Annotated in this window: 14 protein-coding genes and 5 tRNA genes; 10 read left to right on the top strand and 9 right to left on the bottom strand. The window is 61.1% G+C overall.

The window, feature by feature from the left end:
- The first annotated feature begins 384 nt into the window (after nucleotides 1–384).
- Nucleotides 385–2,001 carry a peptide chain release factor 3 gene (locus MRX98_RS13395; RefSeq protein WP_246909625.1) on the top strand — a complete coding sequence of 539 codons (1,617 nt, stop codon included), beginning with the start codon at nucleotides 385–387 and terminating at the stop codon, nucleotides 1,999–2,001.
- The gene (locus MRX98_RS13390) at nucleotides 1,998–3,401 is read left to right on the top strand and encodes a nicotinate phosphoribosyltransferase (RefSeq protein WP_246909618.1); all 1,404 of its coding nucleotides are present in this window, start codon (nucleotides 1,998–2,000) and stop codon (nucleotides 3,399–3,401) included. The genes MRX98_RS13395 and MRX98_RS13390 overlap by 4 nt, the downstream gene beginning before the upstream one ends.
- A gap of 691 nt (nucleotides 3,402–4,092) precedes the next feature.
- Here MRX98_RS13390 and MRX98_RS13385 read toward each other — a convergent pair.
- The 4 genes from MRX98_RS13385 to MRX98_RS13370 form a co-directional block, all read right to left on the bottom strand.
- Nucleotides 4,093–5,235 carry a pyridoxal phosphate-dependent aminotransferase gene (locus tag MRX98_RS13385; RefSeq protein ID WP_246909616.1) on the bottom strand — a complete coding sequence of 381 codons (1,143 nt, stop codon included), beginning with the start codon at nucleotides 5,233–5,235 and terminating at the stop codon, nucleotides 4,093–4,095.
- Between the two features lie 83 nt (nucleotides 5,236–5,318).
- Nucleotides 5,319–6,521, bottom strand: coding sequence for a DNA polymerase Y family protein (locus MRX98_RS13380; protein WP_246909614.1), 1,203 nt, complete (start codon nucleotides 6,519–6,521; stop codon nucleotides 5,319–5,321).
- A 1-nt stretch (nucleotide 6,522) separates the two neighbouring features.
- Nucleotides 6,523–7,362, bottom strand: coding sequence for a DUF72 domain-containing protein (locus MRX98_RS13375; protein ID WP_246909612.1), 840 nt, complete (start codon nucleotides 7,360–7,362; stop codon nucleotides 6,523–6,525).
- A gap of 111 nt (nucleotides 7,363–7,473) precedes the next feature.
- On the bottom strand, nucleotides 7,474–9,351 hold the full coding sequence (locus MRX98_RS13370) for a hybrid sensor histidine kinase/response regulator (RefSeq protein WP_246909610.1): 1,878 nt from the start codon (nucleotides 9,349–9,351) through the stop codon (nucleotides 7,474–7,476).
- 250 nt (nucleotides 9,352–9,601) lie between these two features.
- On the opposite strand from MRX98_RS13370, the gene MRX98_RS13365 reads away from it, so the two are divergent.
- The gene (locus tag MRX98_RS13365; RefSeq protein WP_246909603.1) at nucleotides 9,602–10,270 is read left to right on the top strand and encodes an endonuclease III domain-containing protein; all 669 of its coding nucleotides are present in this window, start codon (nucleotides 9,602–9,604) and stop codon (nucleotides 10,268–10,270) included.
- Nucleotides 10,271–10,297: 27 nt separating this feature from the next.
- Here the strand turns inward: MRX98_RS13365 and MRX98_RS13360 are convergent, their stop codons facing one another.
- Complete coding sequence (locus MRX98_RS13360) at nucleotides 10,298–12,517, bottom strand: hypothetical protein (RefSeq protein ID WP_246909601.1); 2,220 nt, start codon at nucleotides 12,515–12,517, stop codon at nucleotides 10,298–10,300.
- Nucleotides 12,518–12,776: 259 nt separating this feature from the next.
- Here MRX98_RS13360 and MRX98_RS13355 point away from each other — a divergent pair, with 259 nt between their 5' ends.
- The gene (locus MRX98_RS13355) at nucleotides 12,777–15,437 is read left to right on the top strand and encodes an aldehyde dehydrogenase family protein (RefSeq protein ID WP_246909599.1); all 2,661 of its coding nucleotides are present in this window, start codon (nucleotides 12,777–12,779) and stop codon (nucleotides 15,435–15,437) included.
- A 115-nt stretch (nucleotides 15,438–15,552) separates the two neighbouring features.
- On the opposite strand, the gene MRX98_RS13350 is transcribed toward MRX98_RS13355, so the two are convergent.
- On the bottom strand, nucleotides 15,553–17,613 hold the full coding sequence (locus MRX98_RS13350) for an AsmA family protein (RefSeq protein WP_246909597.1): 2,061 nt from the start codon (nucleotides 17,611–17,613) through the stop codon (nucleotides 15,553–15,555).
- A 346-nt stretch (nucleotides 17,614–17,959) separates the two neighbouring features.
- Between MRX98_RS13350 and MRX98_RS13345 the strand changes: the two genes are divergently transcribed.
- Together MRX98_RS13345 and MRX98_RS13340 are read left to right on the top strand one after the other, a co-directional pair.
- Entirely contained in the window at nucleotides 17,960–19,312 is a 1,353-nt protein-coding gene (locus tag MRX98_RS13345) for a replication-associated recombination protein A (RefSeq protein WP_246909595.1), read from the top strand.
- A gap of 147 nt (nucleotides 19,313–19,459) precedes the next feature.
- Entirely contained in the window at nucleotides 19,460–20,083 is a 624-nt protein-coding gene (locus MRX98_RS13340; protein WP_246909593.1) for an Ntn hydrolase family protein, read from the top strand.
- A gap of 3 nt (nucleotides 20,084–20,086) precedes the next feature.
- Here the strand turns inward: MRX98_RS13340 and MRX98_RS13335 are convergent, their stop codons facing one another.
- From MRX98_RS13335 to MRX98_RS13325, 3 genes are all read right to left on the bottom strand, one after another.
- On the bottom strand, nucleotides 20,087–21,016 hold the full coding sequence (locus MRX98_RS13335) for a hypothetical protein (protein WP_246909591.1): 930 nt from the start codon (nucleotides 21,014–21,016) through the stop codon (nucleotides 20,087–20,089).
- A gap of 316 nt (nucleotides 21,017–21,332) precedes the next feature.
- Nucleotides 21,333–21,408 (bottom strand) — tRNA-Arg (locus tag MRX98_RS13330).
- 162 nt (nucleotides 21,409–21,570) lie between these two features.
- Nucleotides 21,571–23,475: a LysM peptidoglycan-binding domain-containing protein gene (locus MRX98_RS13325; RefSeq protein WP_246909589.1), complete on the bottom strand. Its 1,905-nt coding sequence runs from the start codon at nucleotides 23,473–23,475 to the stop codon at nucleotides 21,571–21,573.
- Nucleotides 23,476–24,001: 526 nt separating this feature from the next.
- Between MRX98_RS13325 and MRX98_RS13320 the strand changes: the two genes are divergently transcribed.
- The 4 genes from MRX98_RS13320 to MRX98_RS13305 all read left to right on the top strand — a co-directional run bounded on the left by MRX98_RS13320 (nucleotide 24,002) and on the right by MRX98_RS13305 (nucleotide 24,552).
- Nucleotides 24,002–24,077, top strand: a tRNA-Thr gene (locus MRX98_RS13320).
- 11 nt (nucleotides 24,078–24,088) lie between these two features.
- Nucleotides 24,089–24,173 (top strand) — tRNA-Tyr (locus MRX98_RS13315).
- Between the two features lie 169 nt (nucleotides 24,174–24,342).
- Nucleotides 24,343–24,418: transfer RNA gene (locus tag MRX98_RS13310), tRNA-Gly, on the top strand.
- A gap of 57 nt (nucleotides 24,419–24,475) precedes the next feature.
- Nucleotides 24,476–24,552, top strand: a tRNA-Thr gene (locus tag MRX98_RS13305).
- Nucleotides 24,553–24,745: the final 193 nt, after the last annotated feature.

Genomic DNA, 24,745 nt, shown 5'->3' with positions numbered 1-24,745 from the left:
ATTCCGATGCCGTATTTGCCCGGCGTTGCAACAATGTTGCGGCGCTTTATACGACCCTCGGACCACCCGCCTCCGTGCAGAAACATACCACGTTGCCTTAGCGTTCGGAAGAATTTCGGACCGGTTTGACATTCTCCGCTAAAGCCGCTAAAAGCGGCGCCATGCAACCACTGTTCGCTGCCATTCCCCCCACGCCCCCCTGACGGTCAAGGGCGCTGCCCGGCGAGGCGGTCGCCGCTTTGGATCGCTGTTTCGATTTATGCAACCAACTCGCTTCCCTCCGCCGGCCAAGGGTGCGCACCTTGTGATGACGGTTGGACGCTACTATATTGATTCATTGACATTGAACGTGCCCGAGCGGGCACGTAAATGGGAAGATCAGACATGACGGCCACATCAAATGCATTGTCCACACATGGCGCGGAGCTGGATGAGATCCAGCGGCGTCGCACCTTCGGTATCATCAGTCATCCGGATGCCGGCAAGACCACTTTGACGGAAAAGTTGCTGCTGTTCGGCGGCGCCATCCAGATGGCCGGAGCGGTCAAGGCGCGTAAAGCGAGTCGCCACGCCACCAGTGACTGGATGGCCATTGAGCGCGACCGGGGTATTTCGGTGACCAGTTCGGTGATGAAGTTCGAATACAACGGCTACGAGATCAATCTGCTGGACACTCCCGGCCATCAGGACTTTTCCGAGGACACCTACCGGGTGTTGACCGCCGTGGACAGCGCGGTGATGGTGATCGACAGCGTCAAGGGGGTGGAGCCCCAGACCCGCAAGTTGATGGAGGTGTGCCGGATGCGCAACACTCCGATCATCACCTTCATCAACAAGCTGGACCGGGAGGGCATGGCGCCGTTGGATATCCTGGCCGATATCGAGGAGAACCTGCAGATCGAGTGCGCACCCCTCACTTGGCCCATCGGCATGGGCAAGCGGTTCAAAGGCAGCTACAACCTGTACCGAAAAACATTGAAATTGTTCACTCCCGGGCAGGAGCGGCTGGGCGACGACGGTGAGTTGTTCGACGATCTGGACAACCCGCGTCTCGATCGGCTGCTGGGCAGCCAGGCCGATGAGCTGCGCGAGGATGTGGCCCTGCTGGAAGGCGCGGCCAACCCGTTCGATTTGCCATCTTATTTGAAAGGCAACCAGACGCCGGTCTTTTTCGGCAGCGCCGTGAACAATTTCGGGGTGGGCGAGATGCTGGAAGCCTTCTTGGAGATCGCCCCGGCGCCACAACCGCGCCCGGCCGCCAGTCGCATGGTGGCGCCCGAAGAGGCGGGTTTTTCCGGGTTCGTGTTTAAAATTCAGGCCAATATGGATCCCGCCCATCGCGATCGTATCGCCTTCATGCGCATTTGCTCGGGGCGGTTTTATCGGGGCATGCGTTTGCGCCACCACCGGCTGGGCAAGGAGATCGTGGTGGCCAACCCCATCATTTTCATGGCCCAGGACCGCGCCCTGGTGGACGAGGCATGGCCGGGCGACATCGTGGGGATCCACAACCACGGCACCATCAAGATCGGCGACACCTTTTCGGACAAGGAGCCGCTGCAGTTCGTCGGCATTCCCAATTTCGCCCCGGATTATTTCCGGCGGGTGCTGCTCAAGTCGCCCCTCAAAGCCAAACAGTTGCAAAAGGGGTTGATCCAGTTGGCCGAGGAGGGGGCGGTGCAGCTGTTCCGGCCGGTGCTGGGCAGCGCGTTCATCCTGGGGGCGGTGGGGGTGCTGCAGTTCGACGTGACCATGGCCCGGCTGCGGGACGAGTACGGGGTGGAGGCGGTCTATGAGACGGTGGATTACGCCACCGCCCGCTGGGTGCAGTGCGACGACAAGCAGCGCCTGACGGCCTTTGAAAAGGCCAACCAGGCCAACCTGGCGGTGGATGCGGAAGGCAACCTGGCCTACCTGGCCGCCAGCGAATGGTGGCTCAACTACGTGGGCGAGCAGTGGCCGGAGATCATCTTTCTCAAAACCCGGGAGATCCAATCATGATGGACATCACCGGCACCTACACCGATCAGTATCAGTTGGCCATGGGGCAGGTGTACTTTCTTTCCGGGCGAAAAGACCAGACGGCGGTGTTCGACTATTTCTTTCGCAAGAACCCCTTCAAGGGGGGCTACACGGTGTTCGCCGGTCTGCATGAATTGCTGAAGGTTTTGGAAAAGCTGCGTTTCGATGCCGAGGACCTCTCTTTTTTGCGGTTCCAGGGCATGCACCCCGATTTTCTGGCGTATCTGAAGGGTTTCCGTTTCCAGGGGACGATCCACGCTTGCCGCGAAGGGGACCTTGTGTTTCCCACCCGCCCCGTGGTGCGGGTCGAGGCCCCTTTGATCGAGGCCCAGCTCATCGAAACCCTGCTGCTCAACATGCTCAATTTCCAATCCCTGATCGCCACCAAGGCCAGTCGCATGCAACGGGTGGCCCAGGGGCGCACCCTGATCGATTTCGGGTTGCGCCGGGCCCAGGGCTTGGGCGGCTATCATGCCAGCCGGGCGGCGGTGATCGGCGGCTTTGCCGCCACCAGCAACGTGCGCGCCGCGCGGGACTTCGGCCTGGCGCCTTCGGGCACCATGGCCCACTCCTTCATCCAAAGCTGCGCCGACGAATTGACCGCCTTTCGCCAGTTCGCCGAGGGATGGCCGGACAACTGCGTCCTGTTGGTGGATACCTATGACACGTTGAAAAGCGGCGTCCCCAATGCCATCACCGTGGGCAAGGAGATGGCGCGGCGGGGCCACCGATTGAAGGCCATCCGTCTGGACAGCGGCGATCTGGCTTACCTGGCCCAGCGCAGCCGCGCCATGCTGGACGCGGCCGGGTTGCACGATGTGAAAATCGCGGCTTCCAATCAATTGGACGAGTACGTGATCAAGAGTTTGCTGGAACAGGAGGCCCCCATCGATCTGTTCGGCGTGGGCACCAACCTGGTGACCGGTCAACCGGATGCCGCCCTGGACGGGGTTTACAAGCTGGCCGCCGTGGATGGGCAGCCTTTGATCAAAATTTCAGAGAACGTGGAGAAGATCACCCTGCCCCATGCCAAGCAGGTGTTTCGGGCCTTCAACGGCGAAGGGCGCTTTCTGGGCGCCGATGCCGTCGGTATCGCGGGAGAACCGCCGATCACAATGATGCACCATCCCTTCATGCCCCACAAATCCTTTCCCTTGGCGGATTGTCCTTTGGAGCCGCTGCTGACACCGGTGATGAAGCAGGGACGGATCGTGGCCGATTCGCCCGACCTGCCCGCCATCGCCGACTTTTGCCGCAGTCGCCTGGCGCTGCTGCCGGCTGAGTACCAGCGCTTCGAAAATCCCCATATCTACAAGGTGGGCATCAGCACCCGTCTGCGGGATGCGCGGGACCGCTTGATCGCCGAACACAAGTCCTGAATAAGCAAAAAATGCAGATGGCAGGATTTTTCCTTCTGCGGTGCGGATTGCGGGCCATTGGGCAATCGGCATATTGATCGGAAGAACCCCTGAACAATGGTGTTACAGGGCTTCAGTGTGAAAGCATTGAACGCCGGTGGTGTCGGTCGGGGAGTGGTGGGCTGCAGGCGGCGGGGTCCAAGCGCCGGTAGGGGGCGCACTCCGGGTTTGGCCCGCAAACTCGCCTGGGGGCTCAAACAGTGCGGGCCGAACAACCCTGCGTGCGCCCCCAACCGGCGCTCAGGGCTCGCGCAAAAAGAAATTCCCATTTTATGCATCCCTGCTTCAGGCCGTCTTGGTCCGATCAGCGGATTCAAAATCCTCGGAATAGCTCGCTATGCCTCCGGTTTTGAATCCGCTGATCAAACCAATCCGACCCAAATCCGAGCGCCTCAAATGCGAATTTATTTTTGCGCGAGCCCAAGGACCCGTGCCGCAATCTGCAGCCCACCACTCCCCGACCGACACCACCTCCCGTTGTGGGGGCAACAGGCCGGCCTGGAAAATGCGGTGGGGAGATAAGCCTGTCGTATAAAGTTTATCCTTTGTGAATGGGGCTGTGGGGTTATTGCCCGGCGGCCTCTTTTGGTTCCGAAAAACGAGGGCCGCGGCGACGATCCGTAATCCGGCTATTTCCCACAAGGCTGGGATTTCATAAGCGGCAGAGGATTTCCGCGGCCCGGGCCAGGGTTTGGTCCTGTTTGGCGAAGCAGAAACGCAGCGCTTTGTGGTCCTGCCCGTCGTGGTGGAAGACCGACGGCGGGATGGCCGCCACGCCGGTTTCGGTGGTCAGGCGCCGGGCGAAGGCGGTGTCCGGTGCGTCGGTGATGGCGCTGTAGTCCAGCACCTGGAAATAGGTGCCGGCACAGGGCAGCGGCTTGAAGCGCGACGGCCCGATCAACTCGCGGAACAGGTCCCGCTTGGCTTGGTAGAAGCGGGCCAGGGCCGCGTAGTGCGCCTGGTCCTCCATGTAGTCGGCGTAGGCCAACTGCACGGGGGTGTTGGCGGTGAAGGTGAGAAACTGGTGGATTTTGCGGAACTCGGCGCTCAGGGGCGCGGGGGCGATGCAGTAGCCGGTTTTCCAGCCGGTGGTGTGGTAGGTCTTGCCGAAGGAGCTGACCACGAAGCTGCGGGCGGCCAGGGCCGGGTGGCGCAGCATACTCTGGTGGGGACGGCCGTCGAAGATGATGTGTTCATACACTTCGTCGCTGAGAATGAGCAGGTCGCTGTCGGCACAAAGGGCCGTCAGGGCCGCCATGTCCGCTTCGTCCAGGACCGTGCCGCTGGGGTTGTGGGGGGAGTTGAGGATGATCATGCGGGTGCGGCCGTTCAGGGTGTCGCGCACCCGGTTCCAGTCCACCCGGTAGTCGGGAAAGGTCAGGGGCACGAACCGCGGCACGCCGCCGCTGAGCTGGATGGCCGGCACGTAGCTGTCGTAGGCCGGCTCCAGGACGATCACCTCGTCGCCGGGTTGCACCACCGCCGTGATGGCCGCGTAGAGCGCCTCGGTGGCGCCGGCGGTGACGGTGATCTCGGTTTCCGGATCGACCCGCGCCTGGTAGAGGTCGGCCGTTTTGCGGGCGATGCTTTCCCGCAACCGGGGAACGCCCTGCATCGGCGCGTACTGGTTCATGCCTTGGCTCATGTGATGGTGGACCCGCGCGACGAGGCCCGCCGGGGCGTCGAAGTCGGGAAACCCCTGGGAGAGGTTGATGGCCCCGTGTTCGGCGGCCAGTTGAGACATGACGGTGAAGATGGTGGTGCCCACGTCGGGCAGCTTGGATTGGATGCGCATGCGTTGCTCCGGTCTGATGGGTCAAGAGTTGCGATCATCCCGATGGATGCCCATCCGACATATATACAATCGGCCGGTGTCCTTCAATCGGCATTTCGCATCTGCAAGGGATCGACGGCCGGTAGGCCCATGGCAAACCCCACGGCCTGGGGGCCGAACCGTTCCCGGATGTGGTCCAGGGCGTCGACCAGGCGCTCCCGGTGCAAAGCGGTGCGGCGTTCGGCGGCGAACAGCGGCAGTTGGGCCGGAGGATAGGCCAGGCGGTCGCAGATCAGACGGATGTGGCGCACCCGCATGCGCCGGGCCGTGGCCAGGGCCAACGCCCGGCGGGCCAGGGGCCAGAGGGCCAGGTCGTTGGCACTGGGGGGCGCCACCCGCAGTTGGCGGGCCCACGACCGGCCGTCGCTGTATTCAGCCACGATGAGGAGGCGGCGGGCCACCCGGCCCTGATGGCGCAGTTGGCGGCCGGCGGCTTCCACCAGGGGCCGGAGGGCGGCGTACAGGTCGCTGGGGGCGTGGGTGTCGGTGGCGAAGGTGTGGTCCAGCACCACCTTGGGCGGGGCTTGTCCCACCGGCAGGACGGGGCTCCGGTCTTCGCCGCGCAGCGCCTCCAGTACCGTATCGGTGCGGTGGCCCAGCACCACTTGCAGGTGGGCGGGATTCAGGGCGGTCACTTGCTGCACCCGGTGCAGGTTCAGCGGGTGCAGCCGCTGCAGGTCGTCGGCTTCGATTCCCGGAATGAGCCACAGGGGCAGGGGGGCCAGCAAGGCGGCTTCGTCGCCCGGCGCCACGATGTATTCGCCTTGGGGTTTGACCAGGCGCGAGGCCACCTTGGCCACCCGTTTGTTGGCGGCCAGGGACCAGATGGGATCCAGTCCCAGCATGCGCCGGGCCTGGCGCCGCATGCGCCAGGCCACATCCACGGCCGGACCGAAAAGGCGGCTGGTGCCGGTCACATCCACGAACAGGTGGCCGTCCCGGTCGCCCGGTTCGATCAGGGGCGAGTAGGGCAGGGCCTGACGCAGCAGGTCGGTCATGGCTTGCGCATAGCGGGCCGGTTTGGGGGGGCGCACGGTGATCCCCCGTTCCAGGCGCAGGGCCCTGCGCAGCGGCATGCCCTTGCGTACGCCGGCACGGTAGGCCTCTTCGCTCATGTCATAGACCGTGGCCCGGGCGGCGCCTTCGGGGGCGATGATCACCGGGCGGTCCGCCAGGCATGGGTCCAGGCACCGTTCCACGGCCACGGCGAAATCGGCCACATTGATGTGGATGATGTCGCGGTCCATATCAGCCCACTTGGCAGTGCGGCGCCGTCGACGCCAGTTGGGTCATCAGCATCCGGGCGTTGCGGGGCGCCTGGGCGCGCACGTGGTTGTTGAAGAAGATGAGGCCGCTGCGGGCGCGGGTCGCCATGTCGGCAATGGCGGTGCCGCTCCAGGAGGCCAGTTCGGCTTCGCTGTACAGGTAATCGAACTGTTGTTGCATGTTGCCCGAGCGCCATCCTCGGGCGTTGCGGCCGTGAAAGCGGATGTAAAACAGGGCCGGATGGGTGACCACCGGCAGGGCGGGAAAAAGATGGGGCAGGGGCGGAACGTCCACTGTCACCAAAGTTACCCGGCGTTTTTCAAGTTCGTCGAACACCCGGTCCACGGCCCACGAGCGGTGACGAAACTCGATGGCCAGGGGCAGCCCCGCCAGGGCGTCCAGCAGGTGGGCCAGGTAACGGCGCTGGGCGGCGGTTCGTTCAAAGGAAGGCGGTAGTTGGATCAGCACCGCCAGCAGCCGGCCGGCTTGCACCAGCGGCGCCACGCCCTCCCGGAAAAGGGCGGTCTGGGCGCGCCACTGCCGTTCATCCACTTCGTGGGTCATGGTGCGGGTCAGCTTGACGGCGAAACCGAAACCGGGCGGCACATTGGGCAGCATGCGCGCCATGGCGGCCGCCTTGGGCATCTGGTACCAGGTGTAGTTCAATTCGGTCGCCGTGAAGCGGCGGGCGTACAGGGTCAGCATCTCCCGCGCCGGCGTATCCGGCGGATAGAAGCCGTTGGCGCACCACTCCGGATAGGAGTAGCCGCTGGTGCCCACCCGCAGGCGGCAAGGGCTGGAGGAAAGCGTGGCGTCCGTCATCGGTGGTTTCCAAAGGGGGCCCAGGTTGTCCGGGCCGTTGTCCGGGAAACATCATAACGGACGAAATGTAAATGTCAATGTAAATATAATGTATGTGTTTGCGGCCGAACCCTATTCCGCCGGGGGCAGCAGCCGTTGCAGGGTTTCGTGTAGGGTTTCGAAATCGTAAGGCTTCTGCAGAAAACCGACACATCCTTGCACCAGCAGTTCGCGGGCCTGGTCGCCCATGCTGTAGCCGCTGGAAAGCAGCACTTTGACATCGGGGCGGATTGCGCGCAGGCCTTGCAAAACGGTTTTGGCGCTCAAGCCGGGCATGATCAAATCCAGAATCACTATATCGATGGCCGGGTGTTGGCGACGGTAGAGGGTCAACGCCGCCGCTCCGCTGGATGCCTTGAGCACCTTGAATCCGCTGTGGGTCAACAATTGGGCGCTGGTTTCCAGAACGCTGCTTTCGTCATCCACCAACAGCAAGGTGCCGCCGGCCGGTGCGCGCGTGGCGGGTGCCGCGGCCGGTTTGCGGGGCGCGGCAAGGGTCGGCAGGTAGACCCTGAAACGGGTGCCGCGGCCGGGCTCGGAAGTGACGTCGATGTGTCCTCCGTGGCTTTTGATGATGCCGTAGGCGGTGCACAACCCGAGGCCGCTACCCCGGCCCAAGCCCTTGGTGGTGAAAAAGGGTTCGAAGATGCGCTCTAGGGTTGCCGTCGGCATGCCTGGGCCGCTGTCGGCCACTTCGAGCCGCACACAGGGGCCGTTGGTCGCCGTCGGCATCGCGGTGGCCGCCTGCAAGTCGGGGAGGCGCTCGGTCGTCAATCGTACCTCGCCGCCTTCGGGCATGGCGTCGGCGGCGTTGAGCAACAAGTTGATGATCACCTGCTCGATCTGCTGTCGATCCGCCTCGATGGGCGGCAACCCTTCCTTCAGTTGGTATTGGATGCGCACCTGCTTGCGGGTAGCGGCCAAGGTGCCCGTCACGTCCCGTACGACCTGGTTCAAATCCAGCCGGCCCATGCGATGGTGGCTGCCGCGGGTGTATTGCAACAACTGGTGGGTCAAACGGGCGCCGTTTTGCACAAGTTCGATGATTTTTTCCATGCGGGCCCGCACGGGTTCCGCGGGGGGCAGTTGGGTGAGGGCCAACGAGGCGTTGCCCTGGATGCCCATGAGCAGGTTGTTGAAATTGTGGGCGATGCCGCCGGCCAGGGTGCCCAGGGCTTCGAGTTTCTGTCGGTGGCGTTCCCGTTCGGCTTGTTGCACGTCCGCCGTGATGTCGCGCAAAAAGTTGAGAATGGCCGGCTGCCCTTCCCACTCGATGCGCACGGCGTTGAGATTGACATGCTTGATGCTTTTGTCTTTGCAGATGATTCGGAAGGAGGTGCGGTCCGACAGGGTTTCGCCGGCCAATCGTTGCGTGTGCCGCAACACGATCCGTTCGCGGTCCTCCGGGTGGATGAAGTGATCGAAGGTGATATCGGCCACCGGATCGTTATTGTCGTAGCCGGCAATGGCGAAGGCGCTGGCGTTCATGAAGACCACCCGCTTGTTCTGAATGACGAAGATCGCATCGTTGGCGTTTTCCACCAGCAGTCGATAGCGCTCTTTGGACTGCCGCAGCGCCTCCTCGGCCGCTTTGCGGTCGGTGATGTCCACCAAAACCCCTTGGATGCCGGTCACCCGGCCGTTTTCGACGACCGGTCGGGCCCGGGTATGCGCCCAGACGGTTTCTCCGCTCTTGGTGATGAACCGGTATTCGCTCGGTTCGCTGACGCCGGCGACAACCCTCTGGAACTGCTCGATGCGTTCCGGCAAATCGTCGGGATGGACAAACTCGGTGAAGTTGCGACCGATCACCTCAGCGGGCGAATAGCCGCCGATGCGACTGATGTTGGGGCTGATATAGGTGATGACGGCGTTGAGGTCCGCTGCATAAACGACGTCGTTGAGGTTTTCGACAAGGTCTTGAAATCGTCGCTCGTCGGATCGACTCAAACCGTATGCCTCCGGTGCCGCGGGTGGGTTGTGGTTTGCGGAAATGGGGGGGCGATAGCGGTGGTGCCACCCGGATTCCTTGCCGTCTTGCGAAACGGGTTGAAATCGTTCGTGCAAACAGGTAGATGGGGCCGAATGACCAAAGGGGCTTCTGCACCGATGCCGTTTAATCACTATACCCCAAGCGGTTCGCGGCTGCAACGATCAATACCGATCCATACCGACCCATGACGACAACAAGGGGAGCACGATGAGCAGGACACGCAAGCGCTTGGATATCGATACCTTCGTGGCGCGGCTGGCGGCGGCCTATCCCCTGTGGCGGGCGCCCATCATCACCTTCATCGCCAACCGGGGCGCCACACCCTTCGAGATATTGGTCTCCACCATCCTGTCGCTGCGCACCAAGGACGAGGTGACCGGGGGCGCCGCCGCCCGGCTGTTCGCCACCGCCCGCACACCGGAACAGGTGTTGGCGTTGGGGGAGGCCGAGGTGGCCCGCTTGATCTATCCCGTGGGATTCTACCCCACCAAGGCCAAGCGTCTGATGGAGATCAGCCGGATGCTGCTCGATGTGCACCGCGGCGAGGTGCCGGACACGATGGCGGCATTGCTGGCCTTGCCGGGAGTGGGGCGCAAGACCGCCAATCTGGTGCTGGTGGAGGGCTTCGGCCGGGACGCCATCTGCGTGGACACCCATGTGCATCGGATCAGCAACCGGATCGGTTACGTGCGCACCCGCACCCCCGAGCAGACCGAAATGGCGCTGCGCCGTAAGCTGCCCCGCCGCCACTGGGTGCGCTACAACGAACTGCTGGTGGCTTTCGGGCAGACGCTGTGCCGGCCCCAATCCCCCCATTGCAGCCGCTGCCCGGTGAGCGATATGTGCCCCCGTATCGGGGTGACCCGTTCGCGCTGATTTGCTCCGGTAGTGGTTCGACCCCTTTCAGAAGTTCAAGGTCATGAGCAGGGGGATGCGTCCACCTTCCGGCAATGGTGGCGCCGTTTGATCGCTGCCGCGGGCTGAATGATTCGCGTCCTGCGCGGAAATCATCGCGATGCCCTTGTGCATGTGGCGGACGAACTCACGGGCCGTTATCATTTCGCCGTAGGTACGGGTAAAGGAGTAGATGCACAGGTCCATGGCTTCCATCTCCCGTGCCATGGCCGCGGCGCTGCGCAAGAAGGAGATGACCCGTTTAGCGGTTTCGGGCGTTCGAACGGGAAAAAGATCCCACCAGGCAACGGCCGCGCAAAAGAAAGTGGTCGGCCGGTAGGCTTGCAAGGAGATGGCTTCGCCGTGGCTGATGTCGCGCAGCCGGAAGTTGGTTTCAATGCTTCGCCGATGATCTTCCTCGGTCGCCCCGCCACGAAAGTATCCCATTTGCCACTGGAAGTCGGTCACCGTTTGCCGGATGTCGCACGGCCGGACGTCGATGGTGCGCCTGTCTTCGAACAGGGTGTCGTCCTGCAGCAAGGTGTTCCGGAGTATTTTGACGGTATACAGCAGGTAGTTGGAGCGGATACCGGTGGGCGATAACATCATGCCTCTTGTCAACAACGTGTCGGCCTGTTGCAGGCATTCGAACACGCGGCTTTTTAAGGTTTGAATGCGGTGGTGGTCGTCCACTTCTCCACGGCGCAGGCGGCGCAGGGTGGTCATGGCCTCGGCCAGGAAGACGACGGCATACTCGCAAAAGAAGTCTTCCGCTTGATAGTCGCAATTTTCCATGATGAAATCCGCTTCCATGTAGGCCTGGCTGAACATGTCGGCGGAAACCGCGAAGCCGGGGGCGTCGATCGCCAGGTTGCGCAACAGGGTCATGCGCAGCGTCCTGGCGTTGAGTTGCATCGGGTCCAGGTGCAGCACGACCTTGAGAATGTCGATGGCGTCCCAGAAGCGGCGTCGATAATAGAGGGTTTTGGCGATTTCCACCCCCAGCAGCGAATTGCCGGGAAAGCGGAACAGGGCGGTGACCGCGTCGGCCTCGGGTTGCTGCGCGGCGGTCTCGTGGTAGATGGAGGCCCATAATTTTTGCGCCAGCTGCCGGGCCGATGCGGGATGGTTTTGCAGCATGGCGTCTTCCAGCAAATCCGGCACGAAATCGAAATAGAGCGCGCTCCAGAAACCGACCACCCACCAGATCGGCAAGGTTTCACCGTTGAGCAGGGTGATTTCGACGGGCCGGCGGTTCAACAAGGCCCGCATTTCATTGATCAGTAGATATTGGCGCGTATCGTCGGTCATGCGGATGACGGGGTCCCCCGGCAACTTGGCTGCCAGGGCGGGGTAGAGCTGGTTGTCCACTTTGTCGAAGTCGCCGGCGGCCATGGCGATGGCCAGGAACCGGTGCCCGGTGCAATGGCCGGACAAGGACCAGCGGATCGCCGTTTGGTGGGCCATGAACAAGGCCTCGCGCAGACAGCGCCGATAGGCCGAGGGGTAGTCCAGCAGGCTTTCCTTGGGAATGTCGACATACAAGGTGGTGGTGTCGTGGTAACGCACCTTGGCCCGCAGATCACGGGGGAAACCGGCCTGCGACCGATGGCGCTGCTGTTTGAGCGCCCTTTTCAACCATGCCACGATTTCCTGGTCGATCACTTCACCCCGGCTGTAAAGACCGAAGGCCACACGTACCCCGTCCTTGGGTTGCACCGGGGGATGGTCGCCCCGGCACAGGCGCAGCAGGTGCTCGAAGTGCCATCGGGCGGCGAGGTGCGGGCGTTCATGGCCCAGCCAGAAGGCCATGCTGCGAAGTACGTTGCACTTGTGGAGCGTGTCCGCCGGTTCCTTTTTGAGCCGGCTCAACATGGCGTTGGCGATTTTGGGCAAACCGATGCGGTGGGTCTCGAGAAGGGCGTTGACCCGGTCGGCCAAGGCGCGTGCCGACCAGCGGAATTCCAGCACTGTTGCCCGGCGGTCGAGCCATTGGGCGAAATCCATATCGTCGGGCGGGTCGAGCGCTTCGTCGGACACGGCATGGCGTGCCACCCATTGGGCGAGACGGTGGGGGTCGGGCAGTTCGATCAGACCCGTTTTCGCGGCAAAAGCGGCCAGATCGTCGAGGATGGCCTTGTTCTCGACGCGGGTGGTGAACCGGCGGTAACTTTCCGTGGTGGGGAACACGGCCAGGAGAGCAAAATGGGAGGGAGGGCGATGGCGCATGGTATCCTGCGATAGGCGGTTGCAAAGGGTTAGAATAAGTTATTCTTGATCCATTATATCATTTTAGCAGTGATGAAAATTACAACATTTTACCATGAAACACAAATATCGCCGAAAAGTACAGATCATTTGACCCCTCCCTGGTTCCTCCGTTACTGCATCGATTGCATTTCGAAAGATCTCTGCGGTGCCGATCGCCGCCGATTCCGGCGCAACGGCCGGGCCGAACTCAACCGAACCGATTCGTCAGGGGGAAAGCATGGACCATTACAAACTTTTTATTGATGGGGAATTTGTGGATGCCGCCGGAGGCGCAACTTTCCAGAGCATCGACCCCGGCACGGGCAAGCCGTTCGCCACTGTGGCCAAAGCCGGTAAGGCGGATGCGGAGGCAGCCGTTGCGGCCGCCCGCCGTGCTTTCGACAGCGGGGTCTGGAGTGGATTGACGCCCGTGGAGCGTGCGGTGAAAGTCAACGCCTTCGCCGACCAGGTGGCGCAATTGACCCTGCGCATGGCGGTGGTCGAGGCCATGGACTCCGGTCAGATCATTCGTCTGAGCAAGGTCTGGGGGCGTCAGGGGTCGGGATTGCTGCGCAATTTCGCCCATTATGCGGCGCGCCGCTTTCCCTGGGAGGAGGAGATTCCCTATGCCGGCAACGTCTTTTCGCCCGGCCGGGACTACATCCGCCGCGAGCCCATCGGCGTATGTGTCGGCATCATCCCCTGGAATTTTCCCATCAGCATGGCCTTCTGGAAAATCGGGCATGCCATCGTCATGGGCAACACCGTTGTGCTCAAGCCGGCCTCCGCAACGCCTCTGGGGGCGCTGATCATCGCCGAAGCGGCCAAGGCGGCCGGCATTCCCAAGGGGGTGATCAATGTCCTGCCCGGCCCCGGGGGCGAGCTGGGCGATGTGTTGTGCACCCACCCGGCCGTTGACAAAATCGCCTTCACCGGCAGCACCGAAGTGGGTCGCGACATCATGAAGATGGCGGCCGATTCGGTCAAGAAGGTCACCCTTGAGTTGGGTGGCAAGTCGGCCAATATCATCTGCCCCGACGCGGATATCGATCTGGCCGTGGAAGGGGCGCTTTTCGGCACCTTCTTTCATCAAGGGCAAGTGTGCGAATCGGGCACCCGCGTTCTGGTGGCCGCGGAAATCCACGATCAATTCCTGGAGAAGATGAAACGCCGCGCCGAAGGGTTGCGCATCGGCTATCAATTGGATCCGACCACCCACCAGGGTCCTTTGGCCAGCAGCAGCCAGTTGGCGACCGTTGAGGACTATGTCCGTATCGGCCGTGAAGCCGGTGCCCAACTGGTCACCGGCGGTGAGCGCGCGGTGGTGAAGGGCCACGAGGAAGGATATTTTTACAAGCCGACCATTTTTGCGGGCGTCGGCAATGACATGCGCATTGCCCGGGAAGAAATATTCGGCCCGGTCGTATGCGTCATCAAGTACGATTCCGAGGAAGAGGCGATTCAGATCGCCAACGACTCCATTTACGGACTGGCGGGCGGTGTCTTTTCACGCAGCACGCGGCGGGCGGAGAATATCGCGCGGCAGATCAGAACCGGTACGATGTGGATCAACAACTACCACTCCTTCGGCGATTTTTGCCCCTTCGGCGGTTACAAACAGTCCGGCTTCGGACGCGAACTGGGCCATGAAGGTTTGGCGGAATACACCCAGGTCAAGCGGGTGCACGTTTCGGCCGTGGCGGATCACAAAGCCAATTTCACCATGAAGATGTTTTCCGACGATCCGACCCTGCCCTTCGTGCAGTACAGCACGCCCACCATGGTGTTGGCCGGGCATGGCTGCCTGGCGTCCGTCGCCCGCGAGGTGGTGCGCCTGCGTGGCCGTCGCGCAATGGTGATGACCGATGCCGGCGTTCGCAATGCAGGGCTGTTCGATTATGTGCGCGAGGCGCTGGGGGATTTTTACGCGGGCGTTTTTGACCGGATTCCTCAGGATTCCGATCTGGAAACGGTGGACGCGGCCACGGATGCGGCACGGGCGCTGGGAGCGGACATCATCGTCAGCGTCGGCGGCGGCAGCGTGATCGACACCGCCAAGGCCGTGTGCGTGACATTGAAGAACGGGGGACGCGCCGACGATCATATATCTCTGCAGCGGCTGATCGAACCCCAGACGCCCCACATCGTGATTCCCACGACCGCCGGAACCGGCAGCGAGGTGACCAACACCGCGGTCATCAAAAGCGGCCAAGCGGGCCGCAAGGTGTATATCGTCGAGAACTTCATGGTGCCCAACACCGCAATTCTCGACCCCCTGTTCACTCTGACCCTGCCGCCGCACCTCACGGTGACCACGGCCATGGACGCCATGACCCATGCCGTCGAGGCCCTGACCAGCATCAAGTCCAATCCCATTTGCGACGGGCATGCATTGAACGCGGTCCGTCTGATTGCCGACCATTTGCCGCGGGTCATCGAAAACGGCCAGGACGAGCAATCCCGTTTGAACCTCCAAATCGCCGCCACGACCGCCGGCTGGGCCTTCAATATCTCCCAGGTCGGGTTGGCCCACGCCATGGCCCACACCCTCGGGTGGCTTGCCAAGGTGCCCCACGGCTCGGCGTGCGGTATTGCCTTGCCCGCGGTGATGCGTTTCAATGCGGATCACGCCACGGAGAAGCTCGCCCTGGTGGCACGTTCCATGGGCGTGAATATCGTTGATTTGAAAGGACGTGACGCCGCTCTGGCCGCCGCCGAGGCCGTCGAAGCGTTGATGAAGCGGTGCGGCCACCCGATGCGGCTGCGGGATGTTGGAGTGGCCGAGGACCTGCTGCCTACCGCCGCGCTGCATGCCATCGCCGATGCCCCTGCCATGTTCAACGCGCGTCCGGTGGGCGATCCGGCCTTGGTCGAGCAGTTGTTTAAAGAAATTTATTAAGGTCGTCCAATACCGGCAAGCAAACGGCGCTCCTTCCGATCGGAAGGGGCGCCGTTGACGTTGCTGCGATGCGCATGGGCATTCCTGAGTTCATCTCGACTGGAACGAGGGGCCCTTACTGACCGTCGGCGGGTTGCTGCTGACGGCGCAGGGGTAATCCGCGCAACAGGTCCCTGCCTTTTTCTTCAATCAGTTCACGAGCCTTTTCATCGGCCCCTTCCCGAAGGGTCTCCTTGGAGGGCACCATTTTTTCCAGGGCTTCCCGGTCGGGCAGCTCCTGTTGCAGGATCGCCTTGAGGTCCGGTCGATATCTGGGATTGTCAAAGGATCCACCCACCATCACCGGCACCGTGATGCCGGCCCGTTCGACGGTGTCGCCCTGTCCCTTGAGTGTGGCGACAAAGCGGGGTTCGATCCGCATATCAAGGGTCTCGCGCACCAGATCGGCCGCACCGCCGGCGGTCAACCGCAACAGCGGCGAGTTGAGTCGGGCGTTGTCCAGCCGGAACAGGCCGTCGCTGATGGAAAAGGGTACGGCCAGTTCGGTGAAATCGGTGCGCGGCTTTTCCGTGGGTTTGTCCGCCAGGGCGAAGGCGGCTTGGACGTTGCGCACCATGTCGGCCAGATCGATGCCGATGATGGCGCCATCGTTGAAGTTGAGTTCGCCTTTTCCGTTCAGGCTTTTACGGACGGCATCGGCGGTGTCGCCGGTGAAGCGCAGGTTGATGGCCGCCGTCAAAAGGCCGTCGATCAGCTCCTTGTCCAACAGATCCTTGAGAAAAGGACCGGCCTGCACGGTGCTGATGGCCAGGTCGGCATTGCTGCGGGGTTGGCGTTGTTGCACATTGATGGTGGTGGTGGCGGTGACGCGACCATTGTACAGATCCAGGGAGACGGGATCGAGCCGGATGATGCCGTTGTTGGCCGTGGCCTTGAGGGCCATGTTCTGTATGCGCACATTTTTAAGCTTGGCCTGGCCGATGGCCAGGCGCGCATCCAGCACCAGTTGCCGCAAGGGGGTGTAATCGGTGTCGGGCTTTTCCTGCCGCGATGCGGGTGCGGTTTCCGGGGCTTTGGCGCCTTCCTTTTCAGGCGGTGGCGGGGGCAGGTAACGGTCCAGGTCGATGCGGTCCAATTCGGCTTCCAGGGCGATATCGGGTTTGTCAAAGGCCCGGGCGCGGCCGCTGAAGGTGATGCGCGATTCGTCCAGCGTCATTTGTCCATCGTCGAATTGGACGGCTTCGGGGGTGCCCGAAAGATGCAAAGAGAACCCCAAGGCGGTCAATGCTTTTGGATCGGCGGTCTCGAAAGGCAACGGTTGCGCCAAATCGGCCAGCAAGTCGCGGGGCGAGAATTTGTCCACCGCCAGTCGCATTTCCAGCCGGGGGGTTTCCAGGAGGTCAGCCACACTGCCCTGAAGGTCGATTTTCATTTGTTTCAAAAGGGTTGCCAGCAGGTTGAACTGGATCGGCGAGCGGCCGGGTTCGGCGCCGACCGGTCCCACGGCGCCCGACAGGGCGATGGGGTGGCCGTCGGCAACGGCGCGAAAATCGACGGCGATGGGGGTTAGCAGGGAGACGTCGTCGAGCACCAGGTTCAATTCCCGCACTTCGTGCCGTACTCCCGTGCCGTGGTCGATGTAGCGTATCGCACCGTTGGTGATGGCGAACTCATTGACCACCAGTGATTTGATGGGCAGTTGGGCGGGGGCCGAGGTCGGGTCCTCCTCCGGCGCAGGCGCTGGCGGCGGGGTGGCATCCGGGGCGCCCTCCTGTTGTCCCAGGCCCTCCAGATTGGTGCGGCCGGATTTGTTTTTTTCCAGCACGATGGAAGGATCCCGCAGCACAAAACGTTTTACTTCGTAATTGCCGGAGAGCAGGGGGAGCAGTCTGACACGTACTTCGAATTCGCCGACGGAAACGAAATGTTCTTCGCTGAAGCCGACCGGGTTGCCGATCCGGACATCGGACAGCGCCATGCCGACCCACGGAAAAACCGAGGGGGCGATGCGGCCGCCGAGGGTGACCGGGCGGTCCAAGGCTTTGGCGGCTTCCGCTTCGATGCGGGGCTTGTACTTTTCCAGGTTGATCACCATAGGGGCGATGATGACCGCCACAATCACCACGATCACCAAGACGGCAAATACGATGGCCAACCACTTGATAACTTTCAGCATGTTGCAACCCCCCCCCTCGCATTGGCCCTGTGCAGGCCGGCGGACGGCCATGGGCCCCAATGCATTGTTTTGTACAATCAATTCAAGTAAAACGAATCGTAAGCCTTACTGGGCAAATGTCGCGCCGGCCGATGTCCGGGTCGATCGTTTGCGGGCCGTCGCTTTTCCTTCACCCTTGGATGGACCCTTTTGTTCTTATCGATTCAACGCATCGTGTCCGGATGGATATGACTTGATGGTTTGCGATTTCGTCATGACTTGGATATGTCATGGAATTGATATGGATCAGTAAATTAAACCATTATGGCGCGGATGTAAAGAAGCCCGCGTCCGCCGGATGGTGCATATGGATTTGTTCAACCCTGCGACCGATACCACCTCGCCCGCCGAAGCCCGACCGCTGGCGGAACGCATGCGGCCCCGGATTCTGTCCGAATTTGTCGGCCAAGCGGCCGTGGTGGGGCCGGGTACGCTGCTGGCCGAAGCTGTTCGCCGCAATCGTATCTTCTCAATGATTTTATGGGGCCCGCCGGGAGTGGGCAAGACCACCTTGGCCCGCATCGTGGCGGGCACCTCCGGGGCTCACTTCGTCCATTTTTCGGCGGTCCTGTCGGGCGTCAAGGAGATTCGGGCGGTGATCGAGGAGGCGCGCGCCCAGCTGAGGAGCAGCGGCCAACCCACCGTGCTCTTTGTAGACGAGATCCACCGTTTCAATAAAAGCCAGCAGGATGCCTTTCTGCACCACGTGGAGAGCGGCTTGCTGACCCTGATCGGGGCCACAACGGAGAATCCCTCTTTCGAGGTGATTGCGCCTTTGCTTTCCCGATGTCGCGTTCTAACCCTGCAGCCGTTGACCGAAAGCGATCTGCATACCATTGTGACAGCCGCCTTGAACGATGTGGATAGGGGCTTGGGCCGACACCGGTTGGTTCTGGACCCGGACGCCGCCGATCATCTGCTGCGCACCTGTGATGGCGATGCCCGCACGGCGCTCAACAGTCTGGAGATGGCCGCCTTCTTGACCCTGGCGCGCCAGGGGCCCACCGCCGACGGTGCCGCGCGGGCCATCACCTTGGACGACGTGGTGCAGGCGGTGCAACAAAAGGCGCTGCAATACGATAAAAGCGGCGAGGGCCACTACAACCTGATTTCCGCTTTCCACAAGAGCTTGCGGGGCAGCGACCCCGATGCGGCGCTCTACTGGCTGGCGCGCATGCTCATGGCCGGCGAGGATCCACTTTACGTGGCCCGCCGGATGGTACGTTTCGCTTCCGAGGATATCGGCAACGCCGATCCCCACGCCCTGCCCCTGACCATGGCGGCCATGGAGGCCTTTCGCTTCATCGGGCCGCCGGAGGGGGAGTTGGCCCTTGCCCAGGCGGCCGTCTATTTGGCCAGCGCCGTCAAGAGCAACAGCGTCTACAGCGCTTTTGGTCGCGTGGCGGAGGCCGTGCGCAAGACCGGCAGCCTGGCGGTGCCGATGCACATTCGCAACGCCCCGACACAGTTGATGAAAGAGTTGGGGTACGGCCGCGGCTACCAGTACGCCCACGACTACGAGGATGCCTATGTGCCTCAGCAACATCTGCCGGATCGTCTGCGCAACGAACGCTACTACCAGCCGGTGGACCGGGGCTATGAGAAAATGATCAAGCAGCGCCTGGAACATTGGCGCACCCGCATGGGTCGCGGGAACTGAACTGCAATCATCGGCCCCTCACCCCTGACATTTCTTCACCCCTGTCTTACTGTATGGCTGTTTATGGAAGCAGGGTCGGCCACCGACGTTCTGGAACCGGCGCCGGTGTGACCGCGAAATCATTAACCGGTTAGGGAGGAGGCCCATATGTCCCAATTGATTGCCTGCAAATGCCCGGAGGGTATTGTTCTTGGCGCGGACGGCAAGGCCGTCGACGTGAACGGCAACGGGAACCTCATCGAGACCAGGTTGGACCGTTTGCACCAGTTGACCGATTATGCAGCCATCATGAACGGCGGCGCCGTGGCCGGCGAGGCCATGTGTCAGGCCCTCAAACGCTTTGTTCACGATGAGAATCTGCTTTATGTGGATGACATCCACCAAGCGGCCTTGCCGTTTCTGGCCACTGAATACGAGCGCTTCATGCGCAAAACCTGCCAGGTGCATCCCATCGATCCCATTCACCAAGTGACGTTCATATTGGGCGGCTACACGCGCAACGATCCGCAAAACCCGTTTCGCCTCTACCTGCTATGGACCAAGCGCAAGCAGCCATTGCTGGACAGTGACGAAATCGGCACCAGCTTCAGCGTGCCGCGCATCATCAAACTGGAGCACCAGTTGCACCGCATGGCGCAGCAAAAAGGGGGATTGGACGGGATCATGACCACCGTGCGCCGCGAGATGGAATGCCTGGCCGAGGTGGATGAGGAGGTCTCGGAACCCCTCGCCTTTGCCTATGTCACCCGCGAGGGGTTCAAACAGTTGTAAACATCACCAGACGGCACCGGCGGGGCTGAGCACCTCAGCCCCGGTCCGCTGCCGTTCGAATTCCCTCTGTTTCATGCGCAAATAGGCGTCTCGCTCGATTTCATGGAGTTGCAGCGGATAGCGCTCCGTAAGGGCGAACCACCCTTCGAGCCGTTTATCGAGGCGTTGCGGCGCCGGCTCGGCAAGTCCGTTCAGATAGGCTTGCAGGGCGAGGTAGTAACGCATGATGTTGCGCTCCAGCGCCCCGCGCGCGCCCCCGACATACTCGGGCGGGCGGCTATTGTCATCCGCAATCTTCGTGAAGCCCACCTTGTCACGGCCCACCGTGCGAAAATAGATGGCCTGGGCGGTTTTGGCCAGGCTGCCGAAGTCGTAGGAATAGCCGAAATGGATGAAGGTGCTTTCCGCATCCAGCGGTACCGCTTCCAAAACGATCTGGTAGTTCCGGGTGCGAAAAGGACCTTTGTCCGCTTCCAGGGCGATCTTCAGGTAATCGGGGCCGTTGGCCACCACGCGATAGGCATATTCGGCGCGATGGGCCGATTCGAGCGGTTGTTCGTGTTTGCGGCCCACATAGACCGTCAACATTTGTTGCCGGCCGTTGTCATGGGCGGCGCAATACTTGATATTAAGGTGCAGCATCATCAATTCGCACCAATTGTCGGGCGATTTGAATGTTGCGGCAAAGGCGTCGAAGGGGTGCTCGAGGACTGCGCTCAATCGGGCTTGGGTGTGGTCGCCCTCATGGCCGGAAGTCAAATGAAGGGGTTGATCGAAGGCATTGTCGTCAAGCATTGCTCGCACGGAGTGATAGTGGCCGTGCATTGCGGCAGCCGCATCATGGGCAAGGCCGGCGGCAGCGGTGTGGGTCGGGCTATGCAAGAGCGTCACCAACGCAGCGAACAGCAACAGGCGGAGCGGATTAAGGGACATCATATCTCAATTCGGCAGAGCGCCTTGTGCCGTCGGGCGACCAAGGCCTCGGATTCAGGTGTATGGCTGTTGGACATCGCACCATCTCTCTCTCTTTAGGTATCGACCGCCGAACGTGAGACTTTAACTGGTGGCGTCCCGAAAGACCATAGAGCGCCACCGCCGACCGGCAAACCGATTATCATGTTATGATTTCGGAATGTTGCGTGGCAGGTGCGTTGCGCAATAAGACTATTTTATATCATTGAACACAACTAGCGCATCAAACCGGTGAGTGTCAAGGGACCATAAAGGGACTATAAGGGCGCGTTTTGCCTGGTGCCCCCGGCAGGAATCGAACCTGCGGCCAACAGATTAGGAATCTGCTGCTCTATCCCCTGAGCTACGGAGGCGTGGACCTGCATTTACACTATTCGGGGGGAGGAAGCAAGACGCAGCGCCGAAGATCGTTGATTTTCGAAGACGGGTTGCCGGCTGCGGTGCAGCACTTCCGGTACTGCCGGAGATAGAGGCCTTATGCCAAGCTCTATCTCTGGCGGCACCGGGCAGCGGTTTCAATCGATATAAACTTCCTGGCCCGGATAGATCGTGCTGCGCTTGCTCAATTGATTGATACGCAGAAAACGCTCGAGGGGCATGTTGTGCTTGCGGGCGATGGTGAAGGGGCTGTCGCCCCGTTTCACCTGATAGGTGTTCAGTTCGCCGGTTTTGGGCGAAGGCTGGGGTTGGTGGCCGGGAATGCGCAGGCGCTGTCCGATCTGCAATGTATTGGAGGAGAGTCGGTTGAGTGCTGTAATCTGCTGCACAGTGGTACCGTAGCGATTGGCGATGTTCCACAGGGAGTCTCCCTTGACCACCGTGTGCACCCCCGATGCCGGCGGGGTGGAGGGCTGTTGCCGGCCGGCGGCGACAGCACCGCTGCCGGAAAGGGGAATCCGCAGACGGGTGCCGGCGCGGATGAAGTGGGAACTGCGCAGGTTGTTGGTCTGCATGATACGGTTGACACTGGTGCGGTAGCGGCGGGCGATGGCGCCAAGGGTTTCACCGGAGCGCACCGTGTGCCAGGTGTGGGCCTGCTGTGGCAGCTTCGATGTCGGGATGGTGTCGATGTCGGCCAACAGGGTGGCACCACTGCCTTCAGGCACCCGCAAGGTGTAGGGTTCGGGCGGTACGATGCGGTGGCGCAACTCGGGATTTAGCGCTTCCAGGGTGGCCAGATTCGCACCGATGGGTTTACCGATATCCCGCAGGTGGGCCTGGCGGTGGATATCCACCTCGTCGTAGGAGAAAGGTGCGTCCAGGGCGACTTGGTCCAAGCCGTATTGTTCGAGGTTTTTGACAATGTGCAGGGTGGCGAAAAAGCGGGGCACGTAACGGGCGGTTTCCCTCGGCAGGCGCTGGTACAGATCCCAGAAGTTGTCCAGATAGTTGACGTTCTGGGTACGAATCACCCGCAGCACACGCCCTTCACCGCAGTTGTAGGCCGCCAGCACGGTGGCCCAGTCACCGAAAATGTTGTGCAGCTCCTTCAAATACGCAACGGCCGCATGGGTGGATTTGACGAAGTCCATGCGTTCATCCACATAGTGGGTGCGTCGCAGGCCGAACTTGTAACCGGTGGATGGGATGAACTGCCACAGTCCCAAGGCGCGGGCGCTGGACAAGGCCCTGACCATGTAACCGCTTTCGATCAGGGGCAACCAGGAAAGCTCCTCGGGCAGGCCGGCTTCGCGTAGCACTTCGACAATGTAGGGACGGTAACGGCCGGAACGTTGTAAAGAGCGCCGGAAAAAATCCTTCTCGTGTCCAGTGGTGAACCGGCGCAGTTCCGCCTCGATGTAACTGTTCATCTCCATTGGAATTTCGTCATGCTTGCCGTTGACCACGATGTTGCGTGAGGCATAAATTTCAAGGATTCGTTTGGAGATCAGGAACCGCAGGTCCTCTTTTTGTTGAATCAGCTCGATATCGTCGTAGCGGGTGTCCACGTCCAGGATAAGGGCGTAGGCGTTGTCCAGGGCGTCGAGGGCGCTATCCAGCTCTCCCTTTTGCCAGAAGGATTGGGAAACTTCGCAAAGATGCAACGCTTCGTCGAGTCGGGATTGTCCTTCCTTGGCATTGTCGGCCGATGTCGCTTCGCATTCGGCGTCGCCATCGGGGCAGTTGACAGTGGCGGCCACCGCTTCGGGTCGGGCGGCCAAGGTGGATCCACCGTCTTCGATGATCGCATCCACGTCGTTCTTGTGGGTCGTTGGCGTTTCCAGAAGGTGCTCTCCGGGCTCCGCGTCGCTGTCCGACGGCGGGAGGGATCCACTGGAAGCAGTGGCAGGGCTTTCGGATGCCGCCTGCAGGAAAGGCAGGGCAGCGCAACCGCTGATGGCGAGACAACATAAAAACAGCAATGGCAAGAAAAATATGGACTTTGGTGGGTTGCTCGTTGTTTTGTCGATTCGGCGCATGGTCGCTCTCATATTAGGGTTGCAAGCGGAGGCGGTTGTTACTAAGAATTGGGTGTGCAGAAGGTCGCCAAGTTGATCCGGATTGTAAATTGCCCGCACGATATCATGCAGTCGGCGGTTTCTGTCAAGTATTATCGGCCATTGCACCCCTTTCAAAAACTATTTCGGTTCAGCGGCAGGAAACTTTAACTTGCAAGGGCGATTGGCATCATATGACCGGGCGGCCGCCTGATGTCTGGTTGGCGGCCGTTTGGCGTTGAATGCGGTGCGCTGCCATCGTTTTGGGCGCTTGCGACGTTTTGGGGCTGGAAATAAAAATGGGCGAAAAATGGCCTTAATCGGAGAAAAACGGACATATTAAGCAAAAATTTTTTATATCTGGTCCTTAACGTCGGATTTTGTTCAAAACGCGGGTTTGTTTTTTGACAGCAAATTGAGTAGGAATCGCATTTTTAATCATCTTGGCGTCCTCAGGGACCCGAGCGGATCTTTAATATGAAAGCCTTAAGCAATCAACGTGTTTGATGCCAGCGTAGCTCAGTTGGTAGAGCTACTGATTTGTAATCAGTGGGTCGGGGGTTCGAGTCCCTTCGCTGGCTCCATGGATGCATGCGGTGGGGTTCCCGAGCGGCCAAAGGGAACAGACTGTAAATCTGTCGGCGAAGCCTTCGGAGGTTCGAATCCTCCCCCCACCACCACACATGACACATTGCTCATTGTAGGAGATATCCGTTTTTTCGGAATCGTGTCTGACTACATGGCTGCCGGTACAAGGATCATCGTGACACCGCAGGGGGTGCCCCTTGGGAAGCGCGGTGATCGGGTGCAAACGAGGTTCAGGATTCTTGCGCTGATCCGAAAATTCGAGCGGGAGTAGCTCAGTTGGTAGAGCTTCAGCCTTCCAAGCTGAATGTCGCGAGTTCGAGCCTCGTCTCCCGCTCCAATTCTTTACCGAACTTCAAACGGCCTTCGTTCAGGACATTCCGTAAAACAACCTTCAGCCCACGTAGCTCAGACGGTAGAGCGCTTCCTTGGTAAGGAAGAGGTCCACCGGTTCGATTCCGGTCGTGGGCTCCATATATTGCACCAGGTCTCCAGCAAGGTCCGCAGAACCGCCGACAATCATGAGGATTGTCCGATCCGCAACGAGGCCCGGTGATTTAGACCGAATTCAATTGACCTTATTGAATGACCAGCGGAGGACGAGATGGCGAAGGCAAAATTTGAGAGAAAAAAGCCCCATGTCAACGTAGGGACGATCGGCCACATC

It is taken from the genome of Desulfatitalea alkaliphila, assembly GCF_022968795.1.
GTDB classification, from domain to species: Bacteria; Desulfobacterota; Desulfobacteria; order Desulfobacterales; family Desulfosarcinaceae; genus Desulfatitalea; species Desulfatitalea alkaliphila.
Note: the sequence above shows the minus strand (reverse complement) of the source record. Positions and strands in the feature narration are given on the sequence as shown.